The sequence below is a fragment of the Mesorhizobium sp. M0715 genome (assembly GCF_040320355.1).
Taxonomy (GTDB): domain Bacteria; phylum Pseudomonadota; class Alphaproteobacteria; order Rhizobiales; family Rhizobiaceae; genus Mesorhizobium.
The window spans coordinates 76308-100156 of sequence record NZ_JAMYPL010000004.1 but is presented as its reverse complement, the minus strand read 5'-3'; the positions used below and the strand labels follow the sequence as shown (position 1 = coordinate 100156).

Annotated in this window: 25 protein-coding genes; 15 read left to right on the top strand and 10 right to left on the bottom strand. The window is 63.0% G+C overall.

The annotated features are described in order from the left end of the window. Positions 1-8: 8 nt before the first annotated feature. Genes waaC through rfaD form a run of 3 tightly spaced genes read right to left on the bottom strand, consistent with a single transcriptional unit; the run spans position 9 to position 2931 of the window. Positions 9-986 (bottom strand): lipopolysaccharide heptosyltransferase I, encoded by a 978-nt coding sequence (gene waaC / locus NKI21_RS06470; RefSeq protein WP_352440408.1) that lies wholly within the window; start codon positions 984-986, stop codon positions 9-11. Beyond that, positions 983-1990: a lipopolysaccharide heptosyltransferase II gene (gene waaF, locus NKI21_RS06465; protein ID WP_352440409.1), complete on the bottom strand. Its 1008-nt coding sequence runs from the start codon at positions 1988-1990 to the stop codon at positions 983-985. The genes waaC and waaF overlap by 4 nt, the downstream gene beginning before the upstream one ends. Continuing rightward, positions 1963-2931: an ADP-glyceromanno-heptose 6-epimerase gene (gene rfaD / locus NKI21_RS06460; RefSeq protein WP_352864988.1), complete on the bottom strand. Its 969-nt coding sequence runs from the start codon at positions 2929-2931 to the stop codon at positions 1963-1965. Before rfaD ends, waaF begins: the two co-directional genes overlap by 28 nt. A 147-nt stretch (positions 2932-3078) precedes the next feature. On the opposite strand from rfaD, the gene NKI21_RS06455 reads away from it, so the two are divergent. The 6 genes from NKI21_RS06455 to NKI21_RS06430 all read left to right on the top strand — a co-directional run bounded on the left by NKI21_RS06455 (position 3079) and on the right by NKI21_RS06430 (position 7258). Further along, positions 3079-3315: a type II toxin-antitoxin system Phd/YefM family antitoxin gene (locus NKI21_RS06455; protein WP_023809741.1), complete on the top strand. Its 237-nt coding sequence runs from the start codon at positions 3079-3081 to the stop codon at positions 3313-3315. Continuing rightward, positions 3308-3721 (top strand): hypothetical protein, encoded by a 414-nt coding sequence (locus NKI21_RS06450; RefSeq protein ID WP_352440411.1) that lies wholly within the window; start codon positions 3308-3310, stop codon positions 3719-3721. The genes NKI21_RS06455 and NKI21_RS06450 overlap by 8 nt, the downstream gene beginning before the upstream one ends. A 36-nt stretch (positions 3722-3757) precedes the next feature. Beyond that, complete coding sequence (locus NKI21_RS06445) at positions 3758-4390, top strand: LysE family translocator (protein WP_352440412.1); 633 nt, start codon at positions 3758-3760, stop codon at positions 4388-4390. A gap of 142 nt (positions 4391-4532) precedes the next feature. After that, positions 4533-6026, top strand: coding sequence for a D-glycero-beta-D-manno-heptose-7-phosphate kinase (rfaE1, locus tag NKI21_RS06440; protein ID WP_023809739.1), 1494 nt, complete (start codon positions 4533-4535; stop codon positions 6024-6026). A 7-nt stretch (positions 6027-6033) separates the two neighbouring features. Next, a complete protein-coding gene (locus NKI21_RS06435; protein ID WP_023809738.1) occupies positions 6034-6606 on the top strand; it encodes a D-sedoheptulose-7-phosphate isomerase in 573 nt (190 codons plus the stop codon). Continuing rightward, a complete protein-coding gene (locus NKI21_RS06430; RefSeq protein WP_352440413.1) occupies positions 6599-7258 on the top strand; it encodes an HAD family hydrolase in 660 nt (219 codons plus the stop codon). The genes NKI21_RS06435 and NKI21_RS06430 overlap by 8 nt, the downstream gene beginning before the upstream one ends. A gap of 4 nt (positions 7259-7262) precedes the next feature. Here NKI21_RS06430 and NKI21_RS06425 read toward each other — a convergent pair whose 3' ends face one another. Together NKI21_RS06425 and NKI21_RS06420 are read right to left on the bottom strand one after the other, a co-directional pair. Beyond that, a complete protein-coding gene (locus NKI21_RS06425; RefSeq protein ID WP_127318541.1) occupies positions 7263-8057 on the bottom strand; it encodes a glycosyltransferase family 2 protein in 795 nt (264 codons plus the stop codon). Between the two features lie 250 nt (positions 8058-8307). Beyond that, a complete protein-coding gene (locus NKI21_RS06420) occupies positions 8308-8787 on the bottom strand; it encodes an Lrp/AsnC family transcriptional regulator (RefSeq protein WP_352864984.1) in 480 nt (159 codons plus the stop codon). 247 nt (positions 8788-9034) lie between these two features. On the opposite strand from NKI21_RS06420, the gene trxB reads away from it, so the two are divergent. Further along, positions 9035-10009, top strand: a complete 975-nt coding sequence (trxB, locus tag NKI21_RS06415) for a thioredoxin-disulfide reductase (protein WP_128303811.1) — start codon at positions 9035-9037, stop codon at positions 10007-10009. Positions 10010-10088: 79 nt separating this feature from the next. Further along, entirely contained in the window at positions 10089-10985 is an 897-nt protein-coding gene (locus NKI21_RS06410; protein ID WP_023809733.1) for a LysR family transcriptional regulator, read from the top strand. 177 nt (positions 10986-11162) lie between these two features. On the opposite strand, the gene NKI21_RS06405 is transcribed toward NKI21_RS06410, so the two are convergent. Beyond that, positions 11163-11660, bottom strand: a complete 498-nt coding sequence (locus NKI21_RS06405; protein WP_023809732.1) for a methyltransferase family protein — start codon at positions 11658-11660, stop codon at positions 11163-11165. A 719-nt stretch (positions 11661-12379) separates the two neighbouring features. Continuing rightward, the gene (locus tag NKI21_RS06400; protein ID WP_352610420.1) at positions 12380-14431 is read right to left on the bottom strand and encodes an elongation factor G; all 2052 of its coding nucleotides are present in this window, start codon (positions 14429-14431) and stop codon (positions 12380-12382) included. A gap of 309 nt (positions 14432-14740) precedes the next feature. On the opposite strand from NKI21_RS06400, the gene NKI21_RS06395 reads away from it, so the two are divergent. Both NKI21_RS06395 and NKI21_RS06390 read left to right on the top strand, forming a co-directional pair. Beyond that, positions 14741-15136 (top strand): (R)-mandelonitrile lyase, encoded by a 396-nt coding sequence (locus tag NKI21_RS06395; RefSeq protein WP_128303813.1) that lies wholly within the window; start codon positions 14741-14743, stop codon positions 15134-15136. A gap of 182 nt (positions 15137-15318) precedes the next feature. Continuing rightward, positions 15319-16836, top strand: a complete 1518-nt coding sequence (locus NKI21_RS06390) for an MFS transporter (RefSeq protein ID WP_352629971.1) — start codon at positions 15319-15321, stop codon at positions 16834-16836. Positions 16837-16926: 90 nt separating this feature from the next. Here NKI21_RS06390 and NKI21_RS06385 read toward each other — a convergent pair whose 3' ends face one another. After that, entirely contained in the window at positions 16927-18129 is a 1203-nt protein-coding gene (locus tag NKI21_RS06385) for a pyridoxal phosphate-dependent aminotransferase (protein ID WP_128303815.1), read from the bottom strand. Positions 18130-18335: 206 nt separating this feature from the next. Here NKI21_RS06385 and NKI21_RS06380 point away from each other — a divergent pair, with 206 nt between their 5' ends. From NKI21_RS06380 to NKI21_RS06370, 3 genes are all read left to right on the top strand, one after another. Beyond that, positions 18336-19226, top strand: a complete 891-nt coding sequence (locus NKI21_RS06380; RefSeq protein ID WP_352440418.1) for an EAL domain-containing protein — start codon at positions 18336-18338, stop codon at positions 19224-19226. After that, positions 19223-20071 (top strand): EAL domain-containing protein, encoded by an 849-nt coding sequence (locus tag NKI21_RS06375; RefSeq protein WP_128303817.1) that lies wholly within the window; start codon positions 19223-19225, stop codon positions 20069-20071. The genes NKI21_RS06380 and NKI21_RS06375 overlap by 4 nt, the downstream gene beginning before the upstream one ends. A gap of 138 nt (positions 20072-20209) precedes the next feature. Then, positions 20210-20818, top strand: a complete 609-nt coding sequence (locus NKI21_RS06370; protein ID WP_128303818.1) for a glutathione S-transferase family protein — start codon at positions 20210-20212, stop codon at positions 20816-20818. Between the two features lie 236 nt (positions 20819-21054). Here NKI21_RS06370 and NKI21_RS06365 read toward each other — a convergent pair whose 3' ends face one another. Beyond that, positions 21055-21267 carry a cold-shock protein gene (locus tag NKI21_RS06365; RefSeq protein ID WP_010910991.1) on the bottom strand — a complete coding sequence of 71 codons (213 nt, stop codon included), beginning with the start codon at positions 21265-21267 and terminating at the stop codon, positions 21055-21057. A 276-nt stretch (positions 21268-21543) separates the two neighbouring features. On the opposite strand from NKI21_RS06365, the gene NKI21_RS06360 reads away from it, so the two are divergent. Then, positions 21544-21873: a hypothetical protein gene (locus NKI21_RS06360; RefSeq protein WP_023809723.1), complete on the top strand. Its 330-nt coding sequence runs from the start codon at positions 21544-21546 to the stop codon at positions 21871-21873. 26 nt (positions 21874-21899) lie between these two features. Here NKI21_RS06360 and NKI21_RS06355 read toward each other — a convergent pair whose 3' ends face one another. Further along, positions 21900-22790, bottom strand: a complete 891-nt coding sequence (locus NKI21_RS06355) for a LysR family transcriptional regulator (protein WP_164892914.1) — start codon at positions 22788-22790, stop codon at positions 21900-21902. 156 nt (positions 22791-22946) lie between these two features. On the opposite strand from NKI21_RS06355, the gene NKI21_RS06350 reads away from it, so the two are divergent. Further along, the gene (locus NKI21_RS06350; RefSeq protein ID WP_023809722.1) at positions 22947-23849 is read left to right on the top strand and encodes an MBL fold metallo-hydrolase; all 903 of its coding nucleotides are present in this window, start codon (positions 22947-22949) and stop codon (positions 23847-23849) included.

The following is a 23849-nucleotide window of genomic DNA, read 5'->3' as shown; positions in this document are numbered from 1 at the left end:
TGACTAAATCAACCGGTGCTGGCGCCGACTTTAAGCGCCAGCAGCCTTTCTGCCTCCGCCACCACCTCCGCCGGCATCACACGCCCCCTGGGCGGTGCCAAAAGCGTCGACGCATATTGCCCGCGAGGACCCGTCAACCCGGGCTCGGTTGCCAGGAACACCGCGACCGTCGGCAGGCCAAAGGCACTGGCGAGGTGAGTGAGCCCGGTGTCGGCGCCGATGACCAGTTCCGAGCGGCCGATGAACGCAGCGATGTCGGCCAGCGGTGACTTTGGCACCACAACTGTCGATGGCACTGCCTTGGCAATGGCTTCGGCCACGGCCTTCTCACGCTCGTTCGACCAGGTCGTGACCGGCGTCATCCCACGTTCAGCCAGCAGGCGGGCGGTTTCAATCCAGTCTTCGGCCGGCCATTTCTTGTCTTCGCGGCTGGTGCCGTGCAGCAGGAAGGCGGTTTTTCCAGAAGGGCCCGCCAGAGTGCCGGCGGGCGGCACGATGCCGGAGTCCAGGGTCGAAAGATCGGGCTGATAGCCGAGCGCCAGCCCGAACAGCCGCCGTGTCCGTTCGATGGCGTGCAGGTCGCGCGGCACGGGATAAGTGGCATCGTAGAACAGCGTCGCAGAAGGTTCGCGCGCGCTCGAACGGTCGAAGCCGGCAATGTGGGAGCCCACCTGTCTTGCCACCAGAGCCGATTTCAGGAGGCCTTGCGCATCGATGACGAGGTCGTACCGGCAATCGCGCAAGGTCCGGCGCAGGGCGGCCGCCTCGCGCCAGGTGGCGCCGTCGAGCAGCGCCTTGCGCCAGCGCCGGATCGCCACCGTATGAATCCGGTCGATCGCCGGGTGAAGCGCGACGATACCGGCAAATGCCTCTTCGACGCACCAGTCGAAGGTCAGGTCCGGGCGGTTGCGACGGGCATCCTCGACGGCCGGAAAGGTGTGAATGACATCGCCCATCGATGACGTCTTGACGATCAGCACCTTCATGCCGCTGCCGGGATGTCCAGCAGCCGCTCCGCCGCTGCTGCGACCTGGCCGACTTCAAGCGTCTTCAGGCAGTTGAGGTGGCCGAGCGGGCAGACCTTCTGGTGGCATGGCGAGCACGACAGGCTAAGCCAGACCAGTTCCCGGTGCTCAGCCAGCGGTGGCGTGTTCTCGGGCGAGGTCGAGCCGTAGACGGCGACGATCGGCGTGCCGACGGCGGCCGCGACATGCATCAACCCGCTGTCGTTGGACACGGCCAGCCTTGCGGCGGATATCAGGTCGATGGCGTCCTCCAGCCGCGTCTGTCCGGCGAGGTCGACGACGCCGGGGGCCAGGGCCGCGATCTCCGCCGTCACGTCGCGGTCGTTCTTCGAGCCGAACAGAGCGACCTTCAAGCCTTTGCCCATGAAATTGCGGGCAAGCCCGGCATAGCTTTCGCTGGGCCAGCGCTTGGCCGGGCCGAATTCGGCGCCGGGCATCAGGGCCACGAATTTTTGCGGCGCTAGGCCGAACCGGCCGAGCAGGTCGACCTGGTTTTTCGTGTCCACGCTAAGCCGTGGCGCCCGGAAACCACCGCCCTGGGCAAGGCCGAAATAGGCCTGCGCGGTGCGTCGTTTGATGCTGTCGGGCAATGGCACGATGTCGGTCAACAGGCCATAGCGCATCTCGCGCAGGTTGCCGACCCGGCGCGGAATGCGGGCAAAGAACGGGATCAGCGCCGACTTCCAGCTGCCCGGCAGGATATAGGCGATGTCGTAGCGGCCGCGCAGCAGGCGGCCGAAGCGGCGGCGATGGGTGAATTCGAGCGCGCCGGGTTTGAGCGGAAAGTCGATCTGCTGGCGGATTTCGGGCATGCGCTTGACCAGCGGCGCTGCCCAGGCCGGCGCCAGCACATCGATGGCGGCGTTGGGATGCAACTCCTTCAGCGCCGAAAACAGGCACTGCGCCATCACCATGTCGCCCACCCAGCGTGGGCCGATCACGAGGATCGTTGGGCTTTCAGCCATTCGACATAGTCTCTGACACCGGTTTCCACTGTCCGGAATTGGCCATTGTAACCGGCCGCGCGCAAACGGGACATATCAGCTTGCGTAAAGCTCTGGTAGCTGCCCTTGAGATGGTCGGGGAAGGTGATGAACTCGATCTCGCCCTTGCCCAGCGTGTCGATCACTGTTTCCGCTATGGCGCGGAAGGGCTGGGCACGGCCGGTGCCGCAATTGAAGATGCCGCTTGAGCCCTGTTTCCACAGCCACAGATTGACGTCGGCGACGTCGCCGACATGGATGAAGTCGCGGCTTTGTTCGCCGGGCCCGAACCCGTCATGGGCGCCGAACAGTTTCGGGTTCTCGCCGCGTTCGACCTGGTTGAACAGATGGAAGGCGACGGAGGCCATGGCGCCCTTGTGCGCCTCGCGCGGGCCATAGACGTTGAAGTAGCGCAAGCCCACGACCTGTGAATGGTCGGTATCGAAGGCGGTGAGCCCGGCGAACACGGTTCGCCTGACGAAGTCGTCGAACAGCTTCTTGGAATAGGCGTAGACGTTGAGCGGCCGCTCGAGCGCCGGATCCTCGCGAAACTCCGAGCCGCCGCCATAGACGGAAGCCGAGGAGGCGTAGAGGAAGGGCACGCGCAGCGCCTGGCTTGCGTGCAGCAGCCGTTTCGAGAAGGCGTAGTTCACCTCCATCATGAACTTGCCGTTCCACTCGGTGGTGGTCGAGCAGGCGCCCTGGTGGAAGATGGCCTCGATGCGGCCGAGCGAGCCTGCCTCCATGCGGTCCAAGAAATCGTCCTTGTCGAGATAGTCGGCGATCTTGAGATCGGCAAGATTGGCGATCTTGTGACCGTCGGTAAGGTCGTCGACGACGAGGATGTCGTCATGCCCTTCGGCATTCAGCGCGGCGACGATGTTGGAGCCGATCATACCGGCGCCGCCCGTGACGATGATCATGAAGGGCCTCTGGTTGCTTGCGATTCCGGCCCTTATAGGGGAGGCTAGGCGGGCTGTCGATAAAGCCAGGCATGTGCCTGTCCTGCCATTTTTATGGGCTTGTCTGTTTTGTCTGTTTTGTCTATTATGGACAAAACGGGACATCCCATGAAAAACTATCCATCGACCGATCTGAAACAGAATCTTGGAGATGTGCTTGCAGCTGCCAGCCAGCAGCCGGTCTCCATCACTCGCCACAACAAGCCGAGATACGTCCTGATGAGCATCGAGGCCTACGAAGCGCGCTTCGGCAACGACAGCCGCCGCGTCTACGCTGCGGAGGATGCCCCGACCGAACATGTCGAGATGCTTGAGGAGTACGCCGCGGAATTGGACCGTGATTAAACCCGCCGCTGCGGACGTCTGGCGATATCCATATCTTTGGCATCGCCAACACGGAGACGGCGAGACCGAAGGCCGGAAGTCACGGCCTGTAGCCTTTGTGGCTGTCCTTCCTGGGAAAGCCGGCGGTACGAACCTCTTCATCCTTGCAATCACTTCCACGCAGCCGGGCCGTGATCGCGTTGCCGTCAGCATCCCGGAAATTGAACGCCACCGTGCGGGCCTCTACCCTATGCCCCTTTGGGTCATGGTCGACGAGTACAATCATGATATCCTGGAAGCGTCAGCCTATTTCGAGCCGGGTGCGCGAATCGGCGCGTTCAGCCCGTCATTTCACAAGAAAATTATGTTCGCTTTTACTGCGGTTGTCCGCACGGGTCAGTCCAAAGCCATCCCGCGCGCGGACTGAATCGACAGAACAGAGCACGATCGTGAGGGACCAAAAATGCCATCGACCGAACTGCTCATCGCGTTTTTCGCCACCACGGCGATCTTCGCCTACATTCCAGGGCCGGCCATGCTCTATGCCGCCGCGCAGACGATGGCGCGCGGCCGCTGGTCCGGCCTGACGGCGGCACTTGGCATCCATCTGGGCGGCTACGTGCATGTTTTCGCCGCGGCTGCCGGGCTGTCGGTGCTGTTTCATGCCGTGCCGACCCTCTACCAGGCGGTCAAGCTGGTCGGCGCGCTCTATCTGATCTGGCTTGGCGTCTCGCTGTTTCGCAAGCGCGCGGACGGCGATGCGTCGCTGCCTGCCATCGAGCGCAAATCGGCACGGCGCGCCTTTTTCGAGAGCATCACCGTCGAGGTGCTCAATCCGAAGACAGCGATCTTCTTCATGGCGTTCCTGCCGCAATTCATCGACGCCTCGGCGGCGTTTCCGGTCTGGCTGCAGTTCGTCGTGCTCGGCACGATCGTTAATCTGATGTTCTCCTCGGCCGATATCGTCTGTGTGTTCCTGGCGGGCGCCGTGATCGGCCGTTTGCGGCGTTCGAGCCGCGCACAGCGGCTGATGCAACGGGCGGGAGGAGCTGTGCTGGTCGGGCTGGGCGTCCATGTCGCCCTGCAGAAGAGCTGACCGCCCGAGCCTGCCGGGATCATGCCTGCCGTTGCGCTGCGTGAATTTGCGGTATATCGGCTTTCGCCATGAGCGATCCGACCAGTCGATTGATGAGCACTTATGAGATTGAAATCGGCCTTTTCCCTGTGTTGCCAGTGACATGATCAAGCACAATCCGCCTTCTCCCGAACCGTTGCACCGCGCCATTGCGCGGTTCGGCCAGGCCACCGTGCTGGTGGTCGGCGACTTCATCCTCGATCGTTTCGTCAACGGTGTCATCGAGCGGATCTCGCCGGAGGCGCCGATCCCGGTGCTGCACGGGCGCGGCGAGACCTCGACCATGGGCGGTGCCGGCAATGTCGTGGCCAACATCGTTTCGCTTGGTGCTGCCGCTGTTCCCGTCTCGGTCATCGGCACCGATGTGGCAGGCGATAGCCTGGTGCGGATGCTCGGCGAGCTTGGCGCCGATACGGCGGGCCTCGCGCAGGAGCGTGGTCGCATGACCTCGTCCAAAAGCCGCTTCAGCGCGCTCAACCAGCAGGTGCTGCGCTTCGACGAGGAGGAAATCAAGCCGTTGGGTGCTGCGGAGCGAGCCGGCCTGATCCGGCATTTCCGCGCCGCACTGACGCGCGCCGACATCGTCATCCTGTCCGACTACGGCAAGGGCATCCTGCTCGACGGCGTCGCCGGCGACTTGATCGCCATCTGCCGCGAGGCTGGAAAGCCGGTGCTGGTCGACCCGAAGGGCCGCGATTATGCGCGCTATGCCGGGGCGACCGCCATCACCCCCAACCGCAAGGAACTCGGCGAGGCCGTCGGCCATGCGGTGTTCGCCGATGACGAGATCGTGGCTGCCGCACGCGAGCTGATTTCGGCACATGGTTTCGATTTCGTCGTTGCGACGCGCAGCGAAAAGGGCATGAGCGTGGTCGGTCCCGACGAGGCGCGCCACATCGCCACCCAGGCGCGCGAAGTGTTCGACGTTTCGGGCGCCGGCGACACGGTGATCGCGAGCTTCGCGCTGGCGCTGGCCGTGGGCGCCGATACGGTCATGGCCGCTTCGATCGCCAATGCCGCTGGTGGCGTCGTGGTGGGCAAGCGTGGCACCGCGCGGCTGACGGTCGAGGAACTCACCGGCGCGCTGTTCCGTTCACATGGGCCGACCGCCCACAAGGACGCCATCCTCGATGCCACATCGGCCGCCCGCATGGTGGCGGCGTGGAAGGAAGAGGGCCTGAGCGTCGGCTTCACCAATGGCTGCTTCGACATCCTGCATGCCGGCCATGTCAGCTTGCTGCACGCGGCGCGCAGCCAGTGCGACCGGCTGGTGCTCGGCCTTAACAGCGATGCCTCGGTGCGGCGACTGAAGGGCGCCGGGCGCCCGGTCAACGACCAGCACGACCGCGCCTGCGTGCTGGCAGCACTTGCCTCGGTCGATGCGGTCGTGGTGTTCGAGGAAGATACGCCGCTGGCGCTGATCGAAGCGCTGCTGCCCGACATACTGGTCAAGGGGGCCGATTACACGGTCGACACCGTGGTCGGCGCCGATGTGGTGCAGAAGGCCGGCGGACGCGTCGTGCTGGTCGATCTGGTCGCCGGAAAAAGCACCACCAACACCATTGGCAAATTGCGCGCCGGCGGCACCACAAACTGAGGGTTTCATGTCCGAGTTGAACGATTATCTTGTCCGCTCCGCGGCTGCCATATCAGCCATGGTCGAACGGGACCTGACCGGTGAGATGGGGCGGGCAGCGAGCGCGGTGGTGACGGCGCTTTCGTCGGGGAAAGCCTTGCTCATCGCCGGCAATGGCGGCTCGGCCAGCGACGCCATCCACATTGCCGGCGAACTGGTCGGCCGCTTTCTCAAGGAGCGCAAGGCCTACAATGTCATCGCGCTGCCGGCCAATGCAGCGGTGCTGACCGCCTGGGGCAACGACTATGGATTCGACACGGTTTTTTCGCGCCAGGTCGAGGCGCATGGCGCCGCCGGCGGGGTGCTCCTGGCGATCTCGACCAGCGGCAATTCGCCGAGCATCCTTGCCGCCGCCGAACAGGCGCGGAGGATGGACATGACGGTGATCGGCATGACCGGCGACACCGGCGGCAAGCTGAAGCCTCTGTCCGATATCCTGCTCAACGTGCCGTCGACCTCGACGCCGATCATCCAGCAGGGGCATCTGTGCCTTTACCATCATTTGTGCGAGGTGGTCGAAGCGCGCCTCAGCAATGGCTGATCCCCCGACCTCTGGCCGCTATCCGCTGGCGGAGCCTGGCCTATGGGTCGAGCAGGTCGGCTCAAGGCTGTTCGCCGCCGGCTCGCCGGCGCTGTTCCTCGATCGCGACGGCACCATCAATGTCGATACGGGCTATCCGGATGATCCTGCCGAAATGGTGCTGCGCGCGGACATAGCCGCGGTGATAGCCGCCGCCAACCGGGCCGGCATTCCGGTCATCATCGTCACCAACCAGTCGGGCATCGCGCGTGGCTATTTCGGCTGGGGCGATTTCGCTGCCGTCAACGGCCGCGTGCTCGAGCTGCTGCGCGCCGAAAATGCGTTCGTCGATATGGTCGTCGCCTGCGCCTATCACGAAGCTGGCACCGGTGTGCTTGCGGTCGCCGATCATCCGATGCGCAAGCCCAATCCGGGCATGTTGCTGGAGGCGGCCGGGCGCCTCGGGCTCGATCTGCGGCGTTCGCTGATCGTCGGCGACAAGGAGGCCGACATGGAGGCGGGACAACGCGCCGGCCTCGCGCAGGGCTGGCTGGTAGACGGGCAAGCAGCTGTCCGATCGGGCTTCACAATTCAGCCTTGGTGCGCCCGCGCGGATTTCGACGGCCTGCTCGCCGCAATAGCTGCGCTTGGCACCGCCTCGGGCGCGCCGTGACGGCTTACATCCGATCTTTGTCTCGCCAGGCTTCATAAAGCTTGGCCTCTGTCGCGAACGAATACAGCATCACCAGCATCGAATAGACGAATCCGTGCCGGCCGCACAGGAAGTAGCGCTTGGCCAGGTAGAACTTCAGGAAGTTGCCGAGAGGCGACAGCACCAGTCTTATCAGGCCGGGCTTCTTGGCTCGTTCGACCAGCGTGGCAACCTTGAGGCTGGAGTAGGTGTTGGCTCTTGCCAGATCCTCGGCAATGGTCATTTCGCGGCGATGCAGCAGCACGCCATTTTCTATCGTGCCGGTTTCGCCTGGCACCTCGAACGACTCATGGACCCGCAGATTAAGGTCCATCGTGGCCTTGTCGCGGCGGAAAAGACGCAGCAGCCTGTTGTGAAGCACCCAGCGGTGCGCATAGCCATAGCCCTTCAGCTTGTCGCGGCGTCTGATGTACCATCCGTCGAAGGCGTCATTCCCAAGCTGGGTCACATTCATGATTGACTGCCTGAGCACGTCGTCGATGGCCTCGTCGGCTTCAATCGAAAGGCACCATGGTTGCGTGGCCTGATCGAGCGCGAATTGCCGCTGACGAGGAAAGCCCGGCCAATCGTTGTGAAACAGCCTTATCGGGTAGCCTTTGGCGATGTACCCATTGACGACGTCCAGAGTGCTGTCCGTCGAGCCCGAATCGACGACGATGATCTCGGCGCAGAAATCGACGCTTTCCAGGCACTCGCCGATCATATCGGCCTCGTTCATGCAGATGACCAGCGCCGAAACCGGGCTAGAAAATCGAGTCATCGTCCCACCCCACGGCACACTGTTCTCGGAATTGGGCTGCCCTGCGCCACCTGTTTACGCAATCCCGAAAGCGCTATGCGCTTTTCCCGGGAAAACCGTTACATACTTTTTCTGGAATTGCTCTAGGAAACCAACAAGACGGCTACGGCAGAAATTCCGGCTTCACAGGAGAGCTATCGAACGCCAAAGCGGCGCTGATATGGCGAGGCGTTCAAGCCGCATCGGCGAAGCCCGCTGCGGTTCAACCGGGTCAAGGCTGTGCGAACGAGACCAGCCCTTCGTCCTTGACCCGGCGGATGGTGAGCGCTGTTCGCACCGTGTCGACATTCGGGGTCGAGGTCAGTTCCTCGATGACGAAGGTCTGGAAGGCGCCAAGGTCGCTCGCCACGCAATGGAGCAGGAAATCGGATTCGCCCGACACCATCCAGGCGTCGCGTACGATCGGCCAGCCGCGGGTGCGCTCGGCAAAGATGCGCAGCTCGGCATCGGCCTGATGATGCAGGCCGACCAGGCAGAAGGCAACGACATCGAGGCCGAGCGCTGGCGTATTGAGCAAGGCGCGGTAGCCACGGATGATGCCCGCTTCCTCCAGGCGCTTGACGCGGCGCAGGCATGGCGGAGCCGAAATGCCGACGCGGTTCGACAGTTCGACATTGGTCATGCGGCCGTCGCCCTGCAATTCGCGCAGGATCTTCCAGTCGATGGCGTCGAGGTCGGCCTTGAGCGGCATGGGGGTTCTCGATCATCAGGGGCAATACGCAAGAATCTTGCGTGATTTTGTAATTAAACGACTTCGCTGTCCATTCCTCCTTCGCCCGGAATATTTCACGGGATCAGCGGGCGACAGGTGTGACAAAGCTTTCCGGGGACGAACTCCAACTTGCCTTGCTGGCGTCGTGGGCAACACTTACATTACGCGCGACAATGATCGAGTTTTCCATGCCGCAATTGCCGGCAGCCCTCCGCAGAGGCTTTAGATGACCACCAAGCACGCGCCCGTTCTCATCATCGGTTCCGGTCCGGCCGGCTATACGGCGGCGGTCTATGCCGCCCGCGCCATGCTGAAGCCGATGCTGGTCGCCGGCCTGCAGCAGGGCGGGCAGTTGATGATCACCACCGATGTCGAGAACTATCCCGGCTTCGCCGACCCGATCCAGGGTCCGTGGCTGATGGAGCAGATGCTGAAACAGGCCGAGCATGTCGGCACCGACATCATCAACGACATCATCACCGAGGTCGACCTCAACGTGCGACCGTTCCGTGCCAAGGGCGATTCCGGCACCACCTATACCGCCGACGCGCTGATCATCGCCACCGGTGCGCAAGCGAAATGGCTGGGCATCCCGACCGAGCAGGACTTCATGGGTTTTGGAGTCTCGGCCTGCGCCACCTGCGATGGTTTCTTCTACAGGGGCAAGGATGTCGCGGTGATCGGTGGCGGCAATTCCGCGGTGGAAGAGGCGCTCTATCTGTCCAATCTCGCCAAGAGCGTGACGGTCATCCACAGGCGAAGCGATTTTCGCGCTGAACGTATCCTGCGCGAGCGGCTTCTGAAGAAGGACAATGTCCGCATCATCTGGGACACGATCGTCGATGAGATCACCGGTCGACCCGGCAAGACGCCGCTGCCGCCCTCGGTCGAGGGGCTGAAGCTCAAGCATGCGGTGACCGGCGAGGTGTCGCACCTCAAGGTCGACGGCGTGTTCGTGGCCATCGGCCATGCGCCGGCGGTTGAACTGTTCGCCGGCAAGCTCAAGCAGAAGCCGAACGGCTATCTGTGGACGGCGCCGGATTCGACCCGCACCGATGTGCCGGGCGTGTTCGCGGCCGGCGATGTGACCGACGATATCTACCGCCAGGCGGTGACGGCAGCGGGGCTCGGCTGCATGGCCGCGCTCGAGGCGGAGAAGTATCTGGCCGGCATCGAAGTGCATCGCGAAGCGGCCGAGTAGAGAGTTCAGAGAGCGGCTTAGAAACGCCGTGTAAAAGCCTGATTTTTCATTCAGACGCCAAAACAGAACGAGGGGAATCATGGCGTTGGACTGGGACAAGCTACGCGTGTTTCACGCTGCGGCGGAGGCGGGGTCGTTTACCCATGCGGCCGAGACATTGCATCTGTCGCAATCGGCGATCTCGCGGCAGGTCAGCGCGCTCGAGCATGATGTCGGCGTGCCGCTGTTCAACCGCCACGCCCGCGGGCTGGTGCTGACCGAGCAGGGTGAGATGCTGTTTCGCACGGCGCATGACGTGCTGATGAAGCTGGAGACCATCAAGTCCCGGCTGACCGAGACCAAGGATCGCCCGTCGGGCGTGCTGCGGGTGACGACGACGGTGGGGCTGGGCGCCGGCTGGCTGACCGAGCGGGTACAGGAATTCATCGAACTCTATCCCGAAATCAGCCTGCAGCTGATCCTCGCCAACGAGGAACTCGATCTCACCATGCGCCAGGCCGATTGCGCCATCCGGCTGCGCCAGCCGCAGCAGCCGGACCTGATCCAGCGCCGCCTGTTCACCGTGCATTTCCACCTCTACGCGGCCCCATCCTATGTCGCCAAGCATGGTAAGCCGTCTTCCGTCGCCGAGCTGAAGGCCCATCGCATCGTCACCTTCGGCGTGCCGGTGCCGTCGCATCTGTCGGAGCTGAACTGGCTGGAAACGGTCGGTGATTTCGAAGGCGGACAAAGGGTGCCGACGCTGCAGATCAACGACATATTGTCGATCAAGCGTGCGGTGCAGGGCGGTGCCGGCATCGCCATGCTGCCCGACTATGTGATCAGCAAGGACTCCGATCTGGTGCAGCTGCTGCCGGAGACCGAGGTGCCGTCTTTCGACACCTATTTCGCCTATCCCGACGCGATGAAGAACCAGGCCAAGCTGCATGTGTTCCGGGACTTCATCATCGCCAAGGCCCGAAGCTGGTCCTTCTGAGGGCATGCCGATATTCAAGTGAGGCCGGCCCGCGAATGGCCGCTTCCTGCGCTTCCCCGTCTACCGCATCGCGGTAGAACTGTGCTCACGTACTTAAGTACGCTCCGCTCCGGTTCTCGGCAGCCACCATTCTCGACTCGGCCTGACCTGAATCTCAACGCGCCCTGCGATGGTGGCTCAACCACGCCAGGGCGACAGTCGAGGCAGCCAGCCCGGGACGTTGCGGCGGTAGGTGTCGTATTCGGCGCCGTAGCGGTGAGCCAAGGTCGGCTCCTCGTAGAACCGCACGAAAGAGCCCATGACGATCGCGCCGATGACTGCATAGGCGACAAGCGCCCAGCTCGAGAACAGCAGCGCCTGGCCGAGGATGATCGACAGCACGGCGACATACATCGGGTTGCGGACATGGCGGTAGATGCCACCGATCACCAGCCTCTCGGTCGGGGCGACCGGTGCGGGTGTGCCCAGGCCCTCAAGCGCAAAACGGCCGAAGGCATGCAGGAGTGCCGCGACCGCGGCGACGATCAGAAGCCCGCCGACAGGGACAAAGCCCGGCAGACCAGACCACGGCAAGCCCCAGCGATCGGTCAACAGCCAAGGCACCAGCCCGGCAACCACGCAGGGCGCCGCGATGAAGAAGGCCGCACTGCCCGCGATCGCCGAAAACGTCCGCATTGGCTGCTTCCTCCCCGATTGCCTTAGAAATGCACGCCTGCTGCCCGCTTCCACATCATTGCCCAGTTTTGGCATTTCGAGCCGACAGCCAGCCGAGATTGGCGATTCTGTAGTTGCAATTGCCCGATTCAGCGCTCCATTTCGACGATTTTGCTGGTCCTATTGGCTTCTGGAATGGGTTAGACCACAGCCTGCGTCTTTTTGCATGTGTGTGTTGCAAAATAGATGCTTGTTTCTTGGGCATGATGAGCACATATATAGATCATCTCCTGGGCGCGTTCTCCTCCCATTAGCGCCCTCGAGTGTTCCCCTCTGGAGGTTAGCCTTAACAGGCACTCCAATCAAACTCAGCCGGATCTTCATTGATCCGGCTTTTTTGTTGCCTGTGCCCTGCTGGGCCGGCCAAAAATTCCATCACAATTGCCACGTAACGGTGACATGTAACCTCTGGTAACATATCCCGGACGCTCGCGACCTGCTATGTAGATCATAGGACGCGGTGTGGTTCGGACGGGAGATGGGGGCATCACTCGTACGGCCCGGGCTCAGGCGGCTACCGCGTCCGAACCGTTTTTCCGCCGAACACGGCGGTACCAAATGCGGCGGACCTGACGTTTTACCTCCCAAGGAAACGGTCCGCGAACAAAACGACGTCCGGCCCCGCCGGACGTCGTTTTCTCTTGTTCCCCCGAATCAGGTTCGAGAGGAACGCCACGCCATCAGGCAGCCTTGCCGTTGGTGTTCATCGCCTCGTCGGCCAGACGGCCGGTGAGTTCGGCCATGTGGTCGAAGACGGCACGATAGCTGGCAACGCCCGCGGTCGCGGAGCGCAACTCGATGATCAGGTCGCCGATCTCGGCTTGCGGCATGGTTGCCTCGACGACATCCCATCCCGGCCAGTCGGGCCGCGCGTCGTAGCCGAGGATCTGACCGCGCCGCTGCGGGATGAGAGCGATGATCTTCGAGGTGGCGTCGGAGGGGGTGACGATCTCGACCTTCATCACGGGCTCCAGGAGCACCGGCAAGCACGCGGCCATGCCTTCCTTCATCGCCAGCCTGGCCGCCATCTGGAAGGCCATGTCGGAGGAATCGACCGCATGATAGGAGCCGTCCGACAGGTTGACTGCGACATCCACGACCGGAAAGCCCAGCGGCCCGAATTTCAGATAATCGCGCACCCCGGTCTCGACCGACTGGATGTAGGTCTTGGGCACGACGCCGCCGGTAATTGTATCGGTGAACTGGAAGCCGGAACCGCGCGGCAGCGGCTTGATCTCGATCACCACGTCGCCGAACTGGCCATGGCCGCCGGACTGTTTCTTGTGACGGCCGCGCTGCTGCGCCGATTTGCGGATCGTCTCGCGATAGGGCACCGCCGGCGGATGGCCTTCGACCGGTATCTGGTTCTTGCCTTCCAGCCGCTCGCGCACCACGCGCAGATGCATCTCGCCATGGCCCGACAGCACGGTTTCGGCCGAGTCCTGATTGTGGCGCAGGCTGAGCGAGGGGTCCTCCTCGGCCAGCCGCTGGATGGCAGCCGACATCTTCACTTCGTCCTTGCGCTCCTTGGGGCGGAGCGCGAAGGCGAAGACCGGCTGCGGCGGCTCGAACTGGACGAGCGGCTTGGTGCCGCCCTTGGCCGAGCTCAGCGTCTGGCCGGTCTTGACCTCGTCCAGCTTGCCCAGTGCCACCGTGTCGCCGGCCTTGGCGATGGAGAGCTTGGACTGGTCCTTGCCGAGCATCCGGTAGATGCCGGAAACCTTGGCGGTGTCGCCGCCGGGCAGCCAGAGTTCGGAACCGTCGACGACCTGACCGGAGAGGATGCGCGACACCGACAGCTTGCCGCCATGCGAGGTGTGGATGGTCTTCATCACCTGGACCAGGGTAGCCGCGCCGTCGGGTGCACCGAGCCGTTTGCGGGTCGCCTCGATGTCGGGCGCGTCGTGGCGAATCGCCTTCAGGAGGCGCAGCACGCCGTTGCCTTTCTCGGCGGTGCCGATCAGCACCGGGATCACCGCACCGTCGCGCAGGTCGGCGGCGAGGTCGTCGAAGATCGCGTCCTTGGGCGGCTCGATCTCCTCGAGCAGCTGTTCCATCAACTGGTCATCATGGTCGGCCAGCGTTTCCAGCATCGAGAAACGCGCTTCGAGCTCGCGCGCCTTGTCGTCGCCGGGAATCTGCGCCACCTCGCTTTCGGCATATTCGCGATAGATGTAGGCGCGCTCCAGCGCCAGGTCGATCGAACCAATGACGACGCCGTCCTTGCGCAGCGGAATCTGGCGCAGCAGCAACGGCACGGCACTGGCCGGCTGCAGCATCTTCAGCGTGTCGCGCACACCGATGATTGCCTTGTCGACCTTGTTGAGGAACAGAATGCGCGGCACGCCGAGATCGTCGAGCTTGCGCATGATCAGTTGCAGGGCAGGGATCTTCTTTTCGTCGGCCTCGGCTACGACCACCGCGAGGTCGCAGGCGGCCAGCACCGGCTCGGCCTCGAAGGAGAATTCGATGGAACCGGGACAGTCGACGAAGGTGATCTGCTCGCCCATGAACTCGGTCGTGGCGACCGTCGCCTCGACGCTCATGGCGTGGGCGCGCGCCTCGGGCGAATGATCTGAAACGGTGTTACCTGATGAAACGGGATTTTGTCGGGGAATTGAGCCCGTACGGGCCAATATGGCTTCGAGAAGTGTCGTCTTACCGCTTGCGAAGGGACCGACTATGGCAATGCATTTCGGTCCCGTGCGTCGTCCTCCGGCGCGAGTACCCATGACTGACCTCCACTCAGGCGTTTCCCGTAGGACCGACTGGCATGTATGGTTCAGGCTTGGTCAATCGGTCCTGAGCGGCGGCCGGCCTGTTCGACCGTCGCGGGCGGGTTCTTTTCAAGTGCCACCTGCCCAAAGCCATCGTCCCACTTGTTTGCCGGCAGGGCAAGAAAAATAGAAACCCTTTGCTCGGCCGTGGACCGTGCGGATCATATGCTGGGCTGGCAGCCGGAAGCTGTTGCACGTCGACCGATATCGGCCGAAACTGAAAACAGGCGATCCGTCGCCCGCTGTTTGAAGGACCATCGACCCATGAAGATCATTGCCTGCGGCAGCGTGCCGACCGTCATCGCACCGGAAAAATACTTTACCGGCCGGGTGCTGCAGACGCCGATCATCGAGAAAGAGGCGCCGGCGCGGCTGCGGGCCACGCTGGTCAGCTTCGAGCCGGGCGCGCGCACCCACTGGCATACGCATCCGCTTGGCCAGACGCTTTACGTGACGGTGGGCGCCGGGCTTGCCCAGACGTGGGGCGGCCCGGTCCAGGAGATCAGGGCCGGCGACGTCATCTCGTTCGCGCCTGGCGAAAAACACTGGCATGGCGCGGCGCCGAAATCGGCGATGACGCATATCGCGATGCAGGAGGCGCTCGACGATGTCCATGTCGATTGGCTGGAGGGGGTGACATCGGAACAATATGGCGGCTGAATGCTCAGTCCGCAGGAAGCCGGCTTCTCTTCCAGCCGCTACATTTTTAGAAGAGGGCGACTCGCGGCGAGTCCCGTATCGTGGCGCAGGCCATGCTCAATCGCCGGATCGACAGCGCCATGCCGCCCGTTCAACTGACCGTCGGTCAGTGATGATTGCGAAACTCACGTCCGGACGTAGCCATGTCAAAGCACCGTCTGCCCCTGGTCGCCGCTGTCTATCTTGGTTCGTTCGTGGCTCTGCTCGACGTCAGCATCGTCAATGTCGCGCTGCCGACCATCCAGCAGGCGTTGCAAACCGATTTCGGCGGCCTGCAATGGGTGGTCGACGCCTACACGCTGTGCCTGTCCGCCTTCATGCTGTCGTCCGGCCTGATCGGCGACCGCTATGGCCGCAAGCGCTCGTGGCTGGCCGGCGTCGGCATCTTCGTGGCCGGCTCGCTGATCTGCGCCGTCGCGCCCAATCTGCCGGTGCTGCTGGCCGGCCGAGTGGTACAGGGCATCGCCGGCTCGCTGCTCATTCCAGGCGCGCTGTCGATCCTGACGCAGGCCTTTCCCGATGCGCGCCAGCGCGCCGGCGTCATTGGCGGCTGGGCGTCGTTCGCTGCCATCTCTCTGCTCGTTGGTCCCGTCCTCGGTGGCATCCTGGTCGAGACCGTCGGCTGGCAAAGCATCTTCCTGATCAACCTGCCGCTTGGCTTGATCACGATCGCGCTCGGTGCTGCTTCGATCAACGAGACGGCGCATCCCGAACATGCCCATCTCGATCTCGTCGGCCTGGCTCTCAGCATCCTGTGGCTGGGGGCGCTGACCTTTGGCCTGATCTCGGCCGGCGAGAATGGCTGGGGCGAGCCAAGGACGGTCGCGGCGCTCATCGCCGGCGTCGTCGGCCTGGCTGCTTTCCTCGGCTTCGAGGCGCGCACGGCACGGCCGATGCTGCCGCTTGGCCTGTTCCGTGACGTTCGCTTCGCCGTCGCCAATGTCGCTTCGTTCGCGCTCGGCTTCACCTCCTATTCCAGCGTCTTCTTCTTCTCGATGTTCCTGCAGCAGGTGCAGGGCTGGTCGCCGACGCAGACCGGCCTGCGCATGGCGCCGGCCTTCATCGTTCAGATCGTGGTGTCGCCATGGATCGGCAGGCTGAGCGCGCGCTATGGTCACTCCGCGCTGATGACCATCGGCTATGTTGCTATCGGCCTGTCCATGCTCGGCATGTGCTGGGCCGGTCCTTCGACGCCCTATGCGATGCTGTGCCTTCTGTTCGCCATTGGCGGCCTCGGCAATGCGCTTGCAATCCCGACCGGCAGCGCTGCCGCCATGTCCTATGCGCCGCGCGAACGCTCGGGCATGGTGTCGGCGGTCATCAATGCCACCCGCCAGAGCGGTCTTGCCATCGGCATCGCCTTGCTCGGCGCCTTGATGAGCATGCGGGCGACCAACCTTTTGACCGGGTATCTCGGCGACGCCGGTGTCGCCGACGCGGAAGCGGTGGCTCGTGCTGCAATTTCGCGGCATGATTTCGCAACCGATGCGGCGATGGGCGAAAGCGGCGTGCATGAACTCTATGCTGCCGCCTATGCCGGCGGCTTCCACGCCGCGATGCTGACGGCAGCGATCGGCGCGTTCCTCACCGCCGCACTGCTGGTTGCCGTGTTGGCGCCGGCCGAGGCGCGCTCTGCCAAAGAGACCAAGCACGAGGCGTGAGGCTGACGACCCATTAAAAACGGCGGTGATGAACTGACCCCCGAAAGTTGGATACAACCTTCGGGGTTTTTCGCGTTCATAGTGCGTCGGTCAGGTCAGCGAAGCCGTAAAACGCTGGATGCGTGTGCAGGCTTCTTCCAGAAGCCTCTCCGAGGTCGCGTAGGAGATGCGGAAGTTGGGCCCAAGGCCGAAGGCCGAGCCGAACACCACCGCGACGCCCTCGGCTTCGAGCAGTTCCGAGCAGAAGGTCTCGTCGGTGTCGATCAGCCTGCCAGCTTTGGTCTTCTTGCCGATCAGCTGGGCGCAGGAGGGATAGACATAGAAGGCGCCTTCCGGCGACGGACAGGTGATGCCGCGTGCCTGGTTGAGCATCGACACGACAAGGTCGCGCCTGCCTTGAAAGATCGCCTTGTTTTTGGCGATGAAATCCTGCGGGCCATTCAGCGCCTCGACGGATGCCCATTGCGCAATGGTGCAGGCGCCCGATGTCTGCTGACCCTGGATCATGTCCATCGCCTTGATCAGTTGAACCGGACCCGCCGCATAACCGATGCGCCAGCCGGTCATTGCATAGGCTTTCGACACGCCGTTCATGGTCAGCGTGCGCTCGTAGAGCTTAGGCTCGACCTCGGCGATGGTTTTGAAGACGAAATCGCCATAGGTCAGGTGCTCGTACATGTCGTCGGTCAGCGTCCAGACATGCGGATGCCTCAACAGCACGTCGGCCAGTGCGCGCAGTTCGGCCTCGGTATAGGCAGCGCCGGACGGGTTCGACGGCGAGTTCATCAGCAGCCATTTGGTCTTCGGCGTGATCGCCTTTTCCAGCACGGAAGCGGTCAGCTTGAAGCCATCGTCGATCGAGGTGTCGGCAAACACGGAGGTGCCGCCGCAGATCGCCACCATCTCGGGGTAGCTGACCCAGTAGGGGCGAGGAATGATGACCTCGTCGCCGGGGTTCAGCGTCGCCATGAAGGCGTTGAACAGGATCTGCTTGCCGCCGGTGCCGACTATGGTCTGCTCGGGCTTGTAGTCGAGATTGTTCTCGCGCTTGAACTTTTTTGCGATCGCCTCGCGCAGCGGCACGATGCCCGAAACCGGCGGATACTTGGTTTCGCCACGGTGGATTGCCTCAATCGCCGCATTCTTGATGTTGTCTGGCGTGTCGAAATCCGGTTCGCCGGCGCCAAGCCCGATAATGTCACGGCCGGCATTTTTCAGCTCGCGCGCTTTCTGCGTCACCGCGATGGTGGCGGAAGGCTTCACGCGGGAAAGGGTGTCGGCAAGAAAGGCCATGAGCTTGACGTCTCCATGGAAGATCGGCGCGGCCAGGAGCGACCGCGGCGCTTCTCATGTCGCATGATTTCGCGCAACGCAAGCATTGTCGGCTGATCCAGGTCTCAAGGAGCCGTGATCGGGACCCGGTCGGCAACAATAAATTCATTAACGAGCGGTAGAGGCTTGAGTGGCAGGATCGCAGACCAATTGCGGAGCGAGGAACCGTGTCGCGCAGCGTCGGGCTTGCCCACATCATCCGTCAGGACGACGGCACCTCCACCGGTGTCTGGGGCATCTACACGCTGCAAAGCGCCTTCCAGCCGATCTTCGCCTTCAAGGAAGGCAAGCTGTCGGTGGTCGCGTTCGAAGGGCTGATCCGACCGTTCCGCGACGGCGAGCCACAATCGCCGATGAATTTCTTCTCGACCTGTCCGGCCGCCGACCGGCTGCATATCGAGGCGCTGACCAGGACGCTGCATCTTCTCAACGCCGGTGCCTGCCTGCCGCGGGAAGCGTCGATCTTCGTCAATTTCGACCCGTCGGTGTTCACCGAACGCACTGTTGCCGACGCTGCCTTGCGCGACATGCGGCTCGTGCTGCACGAGGCCGGCATCGACCCGCGTCGCGTCGTCTGCGAGGTGACCGAGCAGCGGTCGGCGTCGCAGGAAGCCTTGCACGGCTTCGTCGCGGCACTGAGGGCCAACGGTTTTCGCATCGCCGTAGACGATTATGGCGCCGACGATTCCGACATCAATCGGGTCAAGGAGTTGAAGCCGGATATCGTCAAGTTCGATGCCTACTGGATCACGCAGCTGATGGAGTCCGGTGCCGGCTTTGCGTTGCTGACCGCCATGGTGAAGAACTTCGAGGAGCAAGGCATCCATACGGTGTTCGAAGGCATCGAGGAGGGCTGGCAACTGGAGCTCGCCGAGAAATCGGGTGCGTCGATGGTGCAGGGTTTCGTGCTGGCGCGGCCCGAATTGGCGCCGACCAGCTTTGGCGTCTTCGACAAGGCCAGGCAGGCGCCTGTCGCTGCTGCCGTCGACACGGTTCCTGCCGTGGCAACGCCTTCGGCGCGGCCGGTCAAGGCCTTCGGGCGCCGTGTGGCGACATGAGAGATGATCGGCGGCGCAATGTCGGCGATGCGATCCAGGTCGACGAAGTCGGCATCGAATACGGCATATATGGCGAGTTCCGGCTGCGCAGCGCCTACCAGCCGATTTTCGCGCCGCGCGGCCGGTTCCTTCACGCGGTCGCGGCCGAAGCCCTGATCGAGCCGCACCGTGCCGGCCGCCCCGGCGCGCCGAAGGTATTCTTTGAAAGCGTTGCCGTCTCGGACCGGCTGTTTGTGGAAACCATGTGCCGGGCGCTGCATCTCAGGAATTTCCGCAACATCGGCGTCGACGGCCTCGACCTGTTCTTCAACTACAACCCGTTGATCAACGACCATGCCGGGCGGGCACTGGCCGAAATTCGCCTGATGACCAGGCATCTCGGCGAGTTCGGCCTGGCGTCGGCCATGCTGGTCTGCGAAATCACCGAACAGGCGGCCGACGATGCGCTTCTCACGCGGCTGGTGCGCGAAATGCGGCGCGACGGCATGCGCATCGCCATCGACGATTTCGGCACCGGGCACTCGACCGAGGAGCGGGTGAGCCTGCTCAAGCCCGACATCGTCAAGATCGACGGCACCTGGTTCGCGGAGTTCTGCCGCCACGCTGCCGCCGAACGGTTCTTCCGCCCGCTGGTTTCCAGCCTGCATGACCGCGGCGCCAAGGTGCTGGTCGAAGGCATCGAGCAGCCCACCCATCTGCGCGTCGCGCTCGAAGGCGGCGTCGACCTGCTGCAGGGTTTTCTCCTCGCCCGTCCCGCGCTTGCCGGCACGGTATTCGAGGAAAAGCCGCTGGTCATCGATGCGCTGCTGGGCCGGGACAGCAAGGTCGTGCCCCTCTTTGGCTAGGGCATGCCGACAATTGGTGCCGTGAGCGTCCTTGGACGCTTTGCATCAGCGGCGCTGATCGTCGTACCAAAACAAATCATTGGTTGAGGCCGCCGCCGCTGCGATAATCGCGCGGAGACAGTGCTCCGGAGAACAGCCATGATACTCTACGGCATGATCGACAGCGGCAATTGCTACAAGCCGCGCCTGCTGATGGCCAAGCTTGGCCTTGCCTTTACCAATGTCGGAGTGAGTTCGCACACAGGCGACACACGCAAAGCCGATTTTGTCGCCAAGAACCCGAACGCCATGGTGCCGCTGCTCGAGTTCGACGATGGCCGGCGGCTGGCCGAATCCAACGCCATCCTGCTCTATCTCGCCGAAGGCACACGCTTCCTGCCGGCGGACAGGTATGAGCGTGGGCTCGCCTATCAATGGCTGTTCTTCGAACAATACAGCCACGAGCCCTACATTGCCGTGCGCAAGGCGCTGCTGACCTTCCCCGAACGTGCCGGGGATGCGACCCCGGAGCGGCTGGCGGTGACGCTGGAGCGCGGCAACAAGGCGCTCGGCGTGATGAACAGGCATCTGGAAAACAATGCTTTCTTTTCCGGCAGCACGCTCAGCGTCGCCGACATCGCGCTGTATGCCTATACGCATACGGCGGAGCAGGGTGGTTTCCAGCTCGACGCCTATCCGGCGGTGGCGGCCTGGCTTGGCCGGGTAGAGGCCGATCCGGGGCATGTGCCGATCGATTGGGTGGAGTAAGTAACGCCGGTGGTCGTATCGCCTGCGGCGCCGATCTCCAGACAGCAAAAAGGCGGGATAAATCCCGCCTTCCATGCTTGGTAGCCTGATCGGGAGCGTCGGGTCCGGGCTGGCAGCTATCTGCTGATCCAGCTTGTCGGGTCTTTCCGCTCCAGCGCGCTTCTCGCGCGACTGTCAGTACATCCGTGACTTGCCGCGCGCCCCGAGCTCTCGCCCGGCGCGCGCACTTCGCAAAATCAGGCTGCCTTGCTCAGAGATCCCGCGGACGACTTGCCAGTGCGGCGGTCCTGCTCGATCTCGAAGTTGATCTTCTGGCCTTCGACCAGGGTCGACAGTCCAGCACGCTCGACAGCGGAGATATGGACGAAAACGTCCGCGCCGCCCGCGTCAGGCTGAATGAAGCCGAAGCCCTTGGTGGCGTTGAACCACTTGACCGTTCCTGTTGCCATTTTAGATAGTCCTTCAACATTTGCTTTAGATTGACCGGACCGAAGTCCAGCCGGTGTGCATCGAGATTTTGGAGATAGACGTCAGCAAACGCGAAGATCGCGAGGCCCGGATCGATCGGCCGAAATATCAATGGAAGGCATATAGGCTGGTTTCGCATAAAATACAAGACTGCGTGAGAAAGCCGTGATCGAGCGCTGCCCAACGGCTGCCCCAATCTGCTGAAAACGTTGCGGCAGATCACGCTGTTCTCGAGCGGCGGATCAGGGGAGACGACCATGAAAATCATTCTGCTTGCCGCCTGCCTCACGCTTGTCGCCGCTCAGGCGCAGGCGATCTCGCGCTACGACCCGACGCGTATGAGCTGCGGCAAGGTTCAGGGGACGATCGCCCGGCAAGGGGCCGTCATCCTGCGCTATCAGTCGAAGCGGGTGCCTGGGCTGCCGCTCTACGACCGCTATGTACAGAGCCAGCGATTCTGCAGCATGGGCGAGGTGAGGACACGGGCCTACGTGCCGAGCGCCGACACAAAGTCCTGCCCGGTCTACAACTGTAAGCGGCCGGACAATGACCGGCATTTCCGCCGGCGGTTCTTCCACAACAACTAGCGCTTATCGACCGGCAGCCATTGCTCTCAATCCCGGATGTGTTCTGTGAGCATGGACACAAATTGCGTCACCTTTTGCGGGCGAAAGCGCGCTGCCGGATAGACCACGTGAATGCCGCCGGAGGGCAGCACCCAGTCGGGGAGCACGTGGACGAGGCGGCCTTGCGATAGGTGGTCGACGACCAGATAGTCCGGCAGAACTGCCAGTCCGCCCCCGGCGAGCGTCGCTTCCAGCACAGCCGGCGTCGAGTTGATGGAGAATGCCTCGCGCAGGGTGATGGTGCGCGGCTCGAAACCGCCTCGGGTGAAGTTCCAGGTGAACGGCTTGCGAAGCACGGCATTGGCAACGAGCGGTAAGGAAGAAAGGTCTTCTGGCTTGTCTACTCTGATCCCGGCGGCGAAATCCCGCGACGCGACCAGGATTTGCCGGAAGGTGCCGATGCGGCGCGCCTGCTGGCTGGAGTCCTCCAGCCAGCCTACCCGGATGGACAGGTCTATCTTGTTGTCGATCAAGTCAATTATGGCATCGGAAATGAGCAGTTCGACGCCGCAGGCAGGAAATTTCTGGCGAAAGCGGGCGGCGATCGGGGCCAGCACGATCGCGCCATAATCATTGGACGCGGAAACACGCAGCACACCGGCCACCTCGGCGTTGGCCTCGCCAACCTCGGCGATCGCTTCTTCGACATCCCGCAGGATCAGAACGCAGCGTGCATGCAGAAGACGGCCTGCTTCCGTCGGCTCGACCCTTCGCGTCGTGCGCACGAGAAGCGTGGTTCGCAGCTCAGCCTCAAGGCGCGCGACCTGTTGGCTGACAACTGTTTTCGTGATGCCGAGCCGCTCGGCCGCGCGGGTGAAGGAACCCGCGTCGACCACCGTGGCAAAATAGGCGAGGCGATTGAGGTTTATCGATTCCACCACGAAGGCTCATTGTAAGCTTTCAACATACAGTTTGTATTATTATAGCCAATTTATTGATTAATCCAAAGAGCCTACCGTGCCGTTCCACCGTCCGTCCTGCGGCCGGCGGGTGCGCAGCCGCATCCGATCCCTTTCATTCAACGGAGATATTCCATGTTCACGAGGAGACAGATCATGAAGACCTCATTGGCCCTCGGCGCAACCGCCGCTTTCGCTCCCATCGACAGCGGCCGAGCCGCCGGCGCCAAGCTTGGCTGGAAACACTTCCCGGCGGGTCCAAACGGCTTCTTCCGTGCGCCGGTGCTGCTGTCGGGGCCGAGCGAAGCCCTGTTGATCGATGGCGGCTTCACCTATCCGGACGGCAAAGCGCTCGCCGATGCCATCAAGGCCAGCGGCAAGAAGCTGACCACCATCTACGTCACTCAGTCCGATCCCGATTACTACTTCGGCCTGAAGCCGGTGCGGGACGCCTTCCCGGAGGCGAAAGTGATCGCCGCCTCCGCCACGCTGGAAGCCATCAAGGGCAATGTGGAGAAGAAGCTCGCCGTCTGGGGTCCGCAATTGAAGGAAAATGGCCCGCAGGCGCTGTCCGACATCGTCTTCCCCGAGGCATTCGACGGCGCAACGCTGACCGTCGATGGCGAGACTGTCGAGATCGTCAATGCGGAAGAAGGATTGGCCAACCGCCGCTATCTGTTCGTGCCGTCGCTCAATGCCGTTTTCGGCGGAGTGATGATCTTCTCGGGCGTTCATGTCTGGACCGCCGACACGCAGACCAGGGAGAGCCGCGCCGCTTGGATCAAGACGCTGGACGCGATTGCCGCCCGCAAGCCCGCTGTCGTGGTGCCTGGCCACATGGCCCCCGATGCCGCGATCGGTCCTTCGGCGGTGGAGTTCACCAAGTCCTATCTCATCACCTTCGAGGAAGAACTGGGCAAGGCGGCAGACAGCGCCGCGTTGAAGGCGGCCATGGAGGCCCGCTTCCCCGGCCTCGGTATGGGCGTCGCCCTCGATGTCGGATCCAAGGTCGCCAAGGGCGAGATGAAGTGGGGCTGA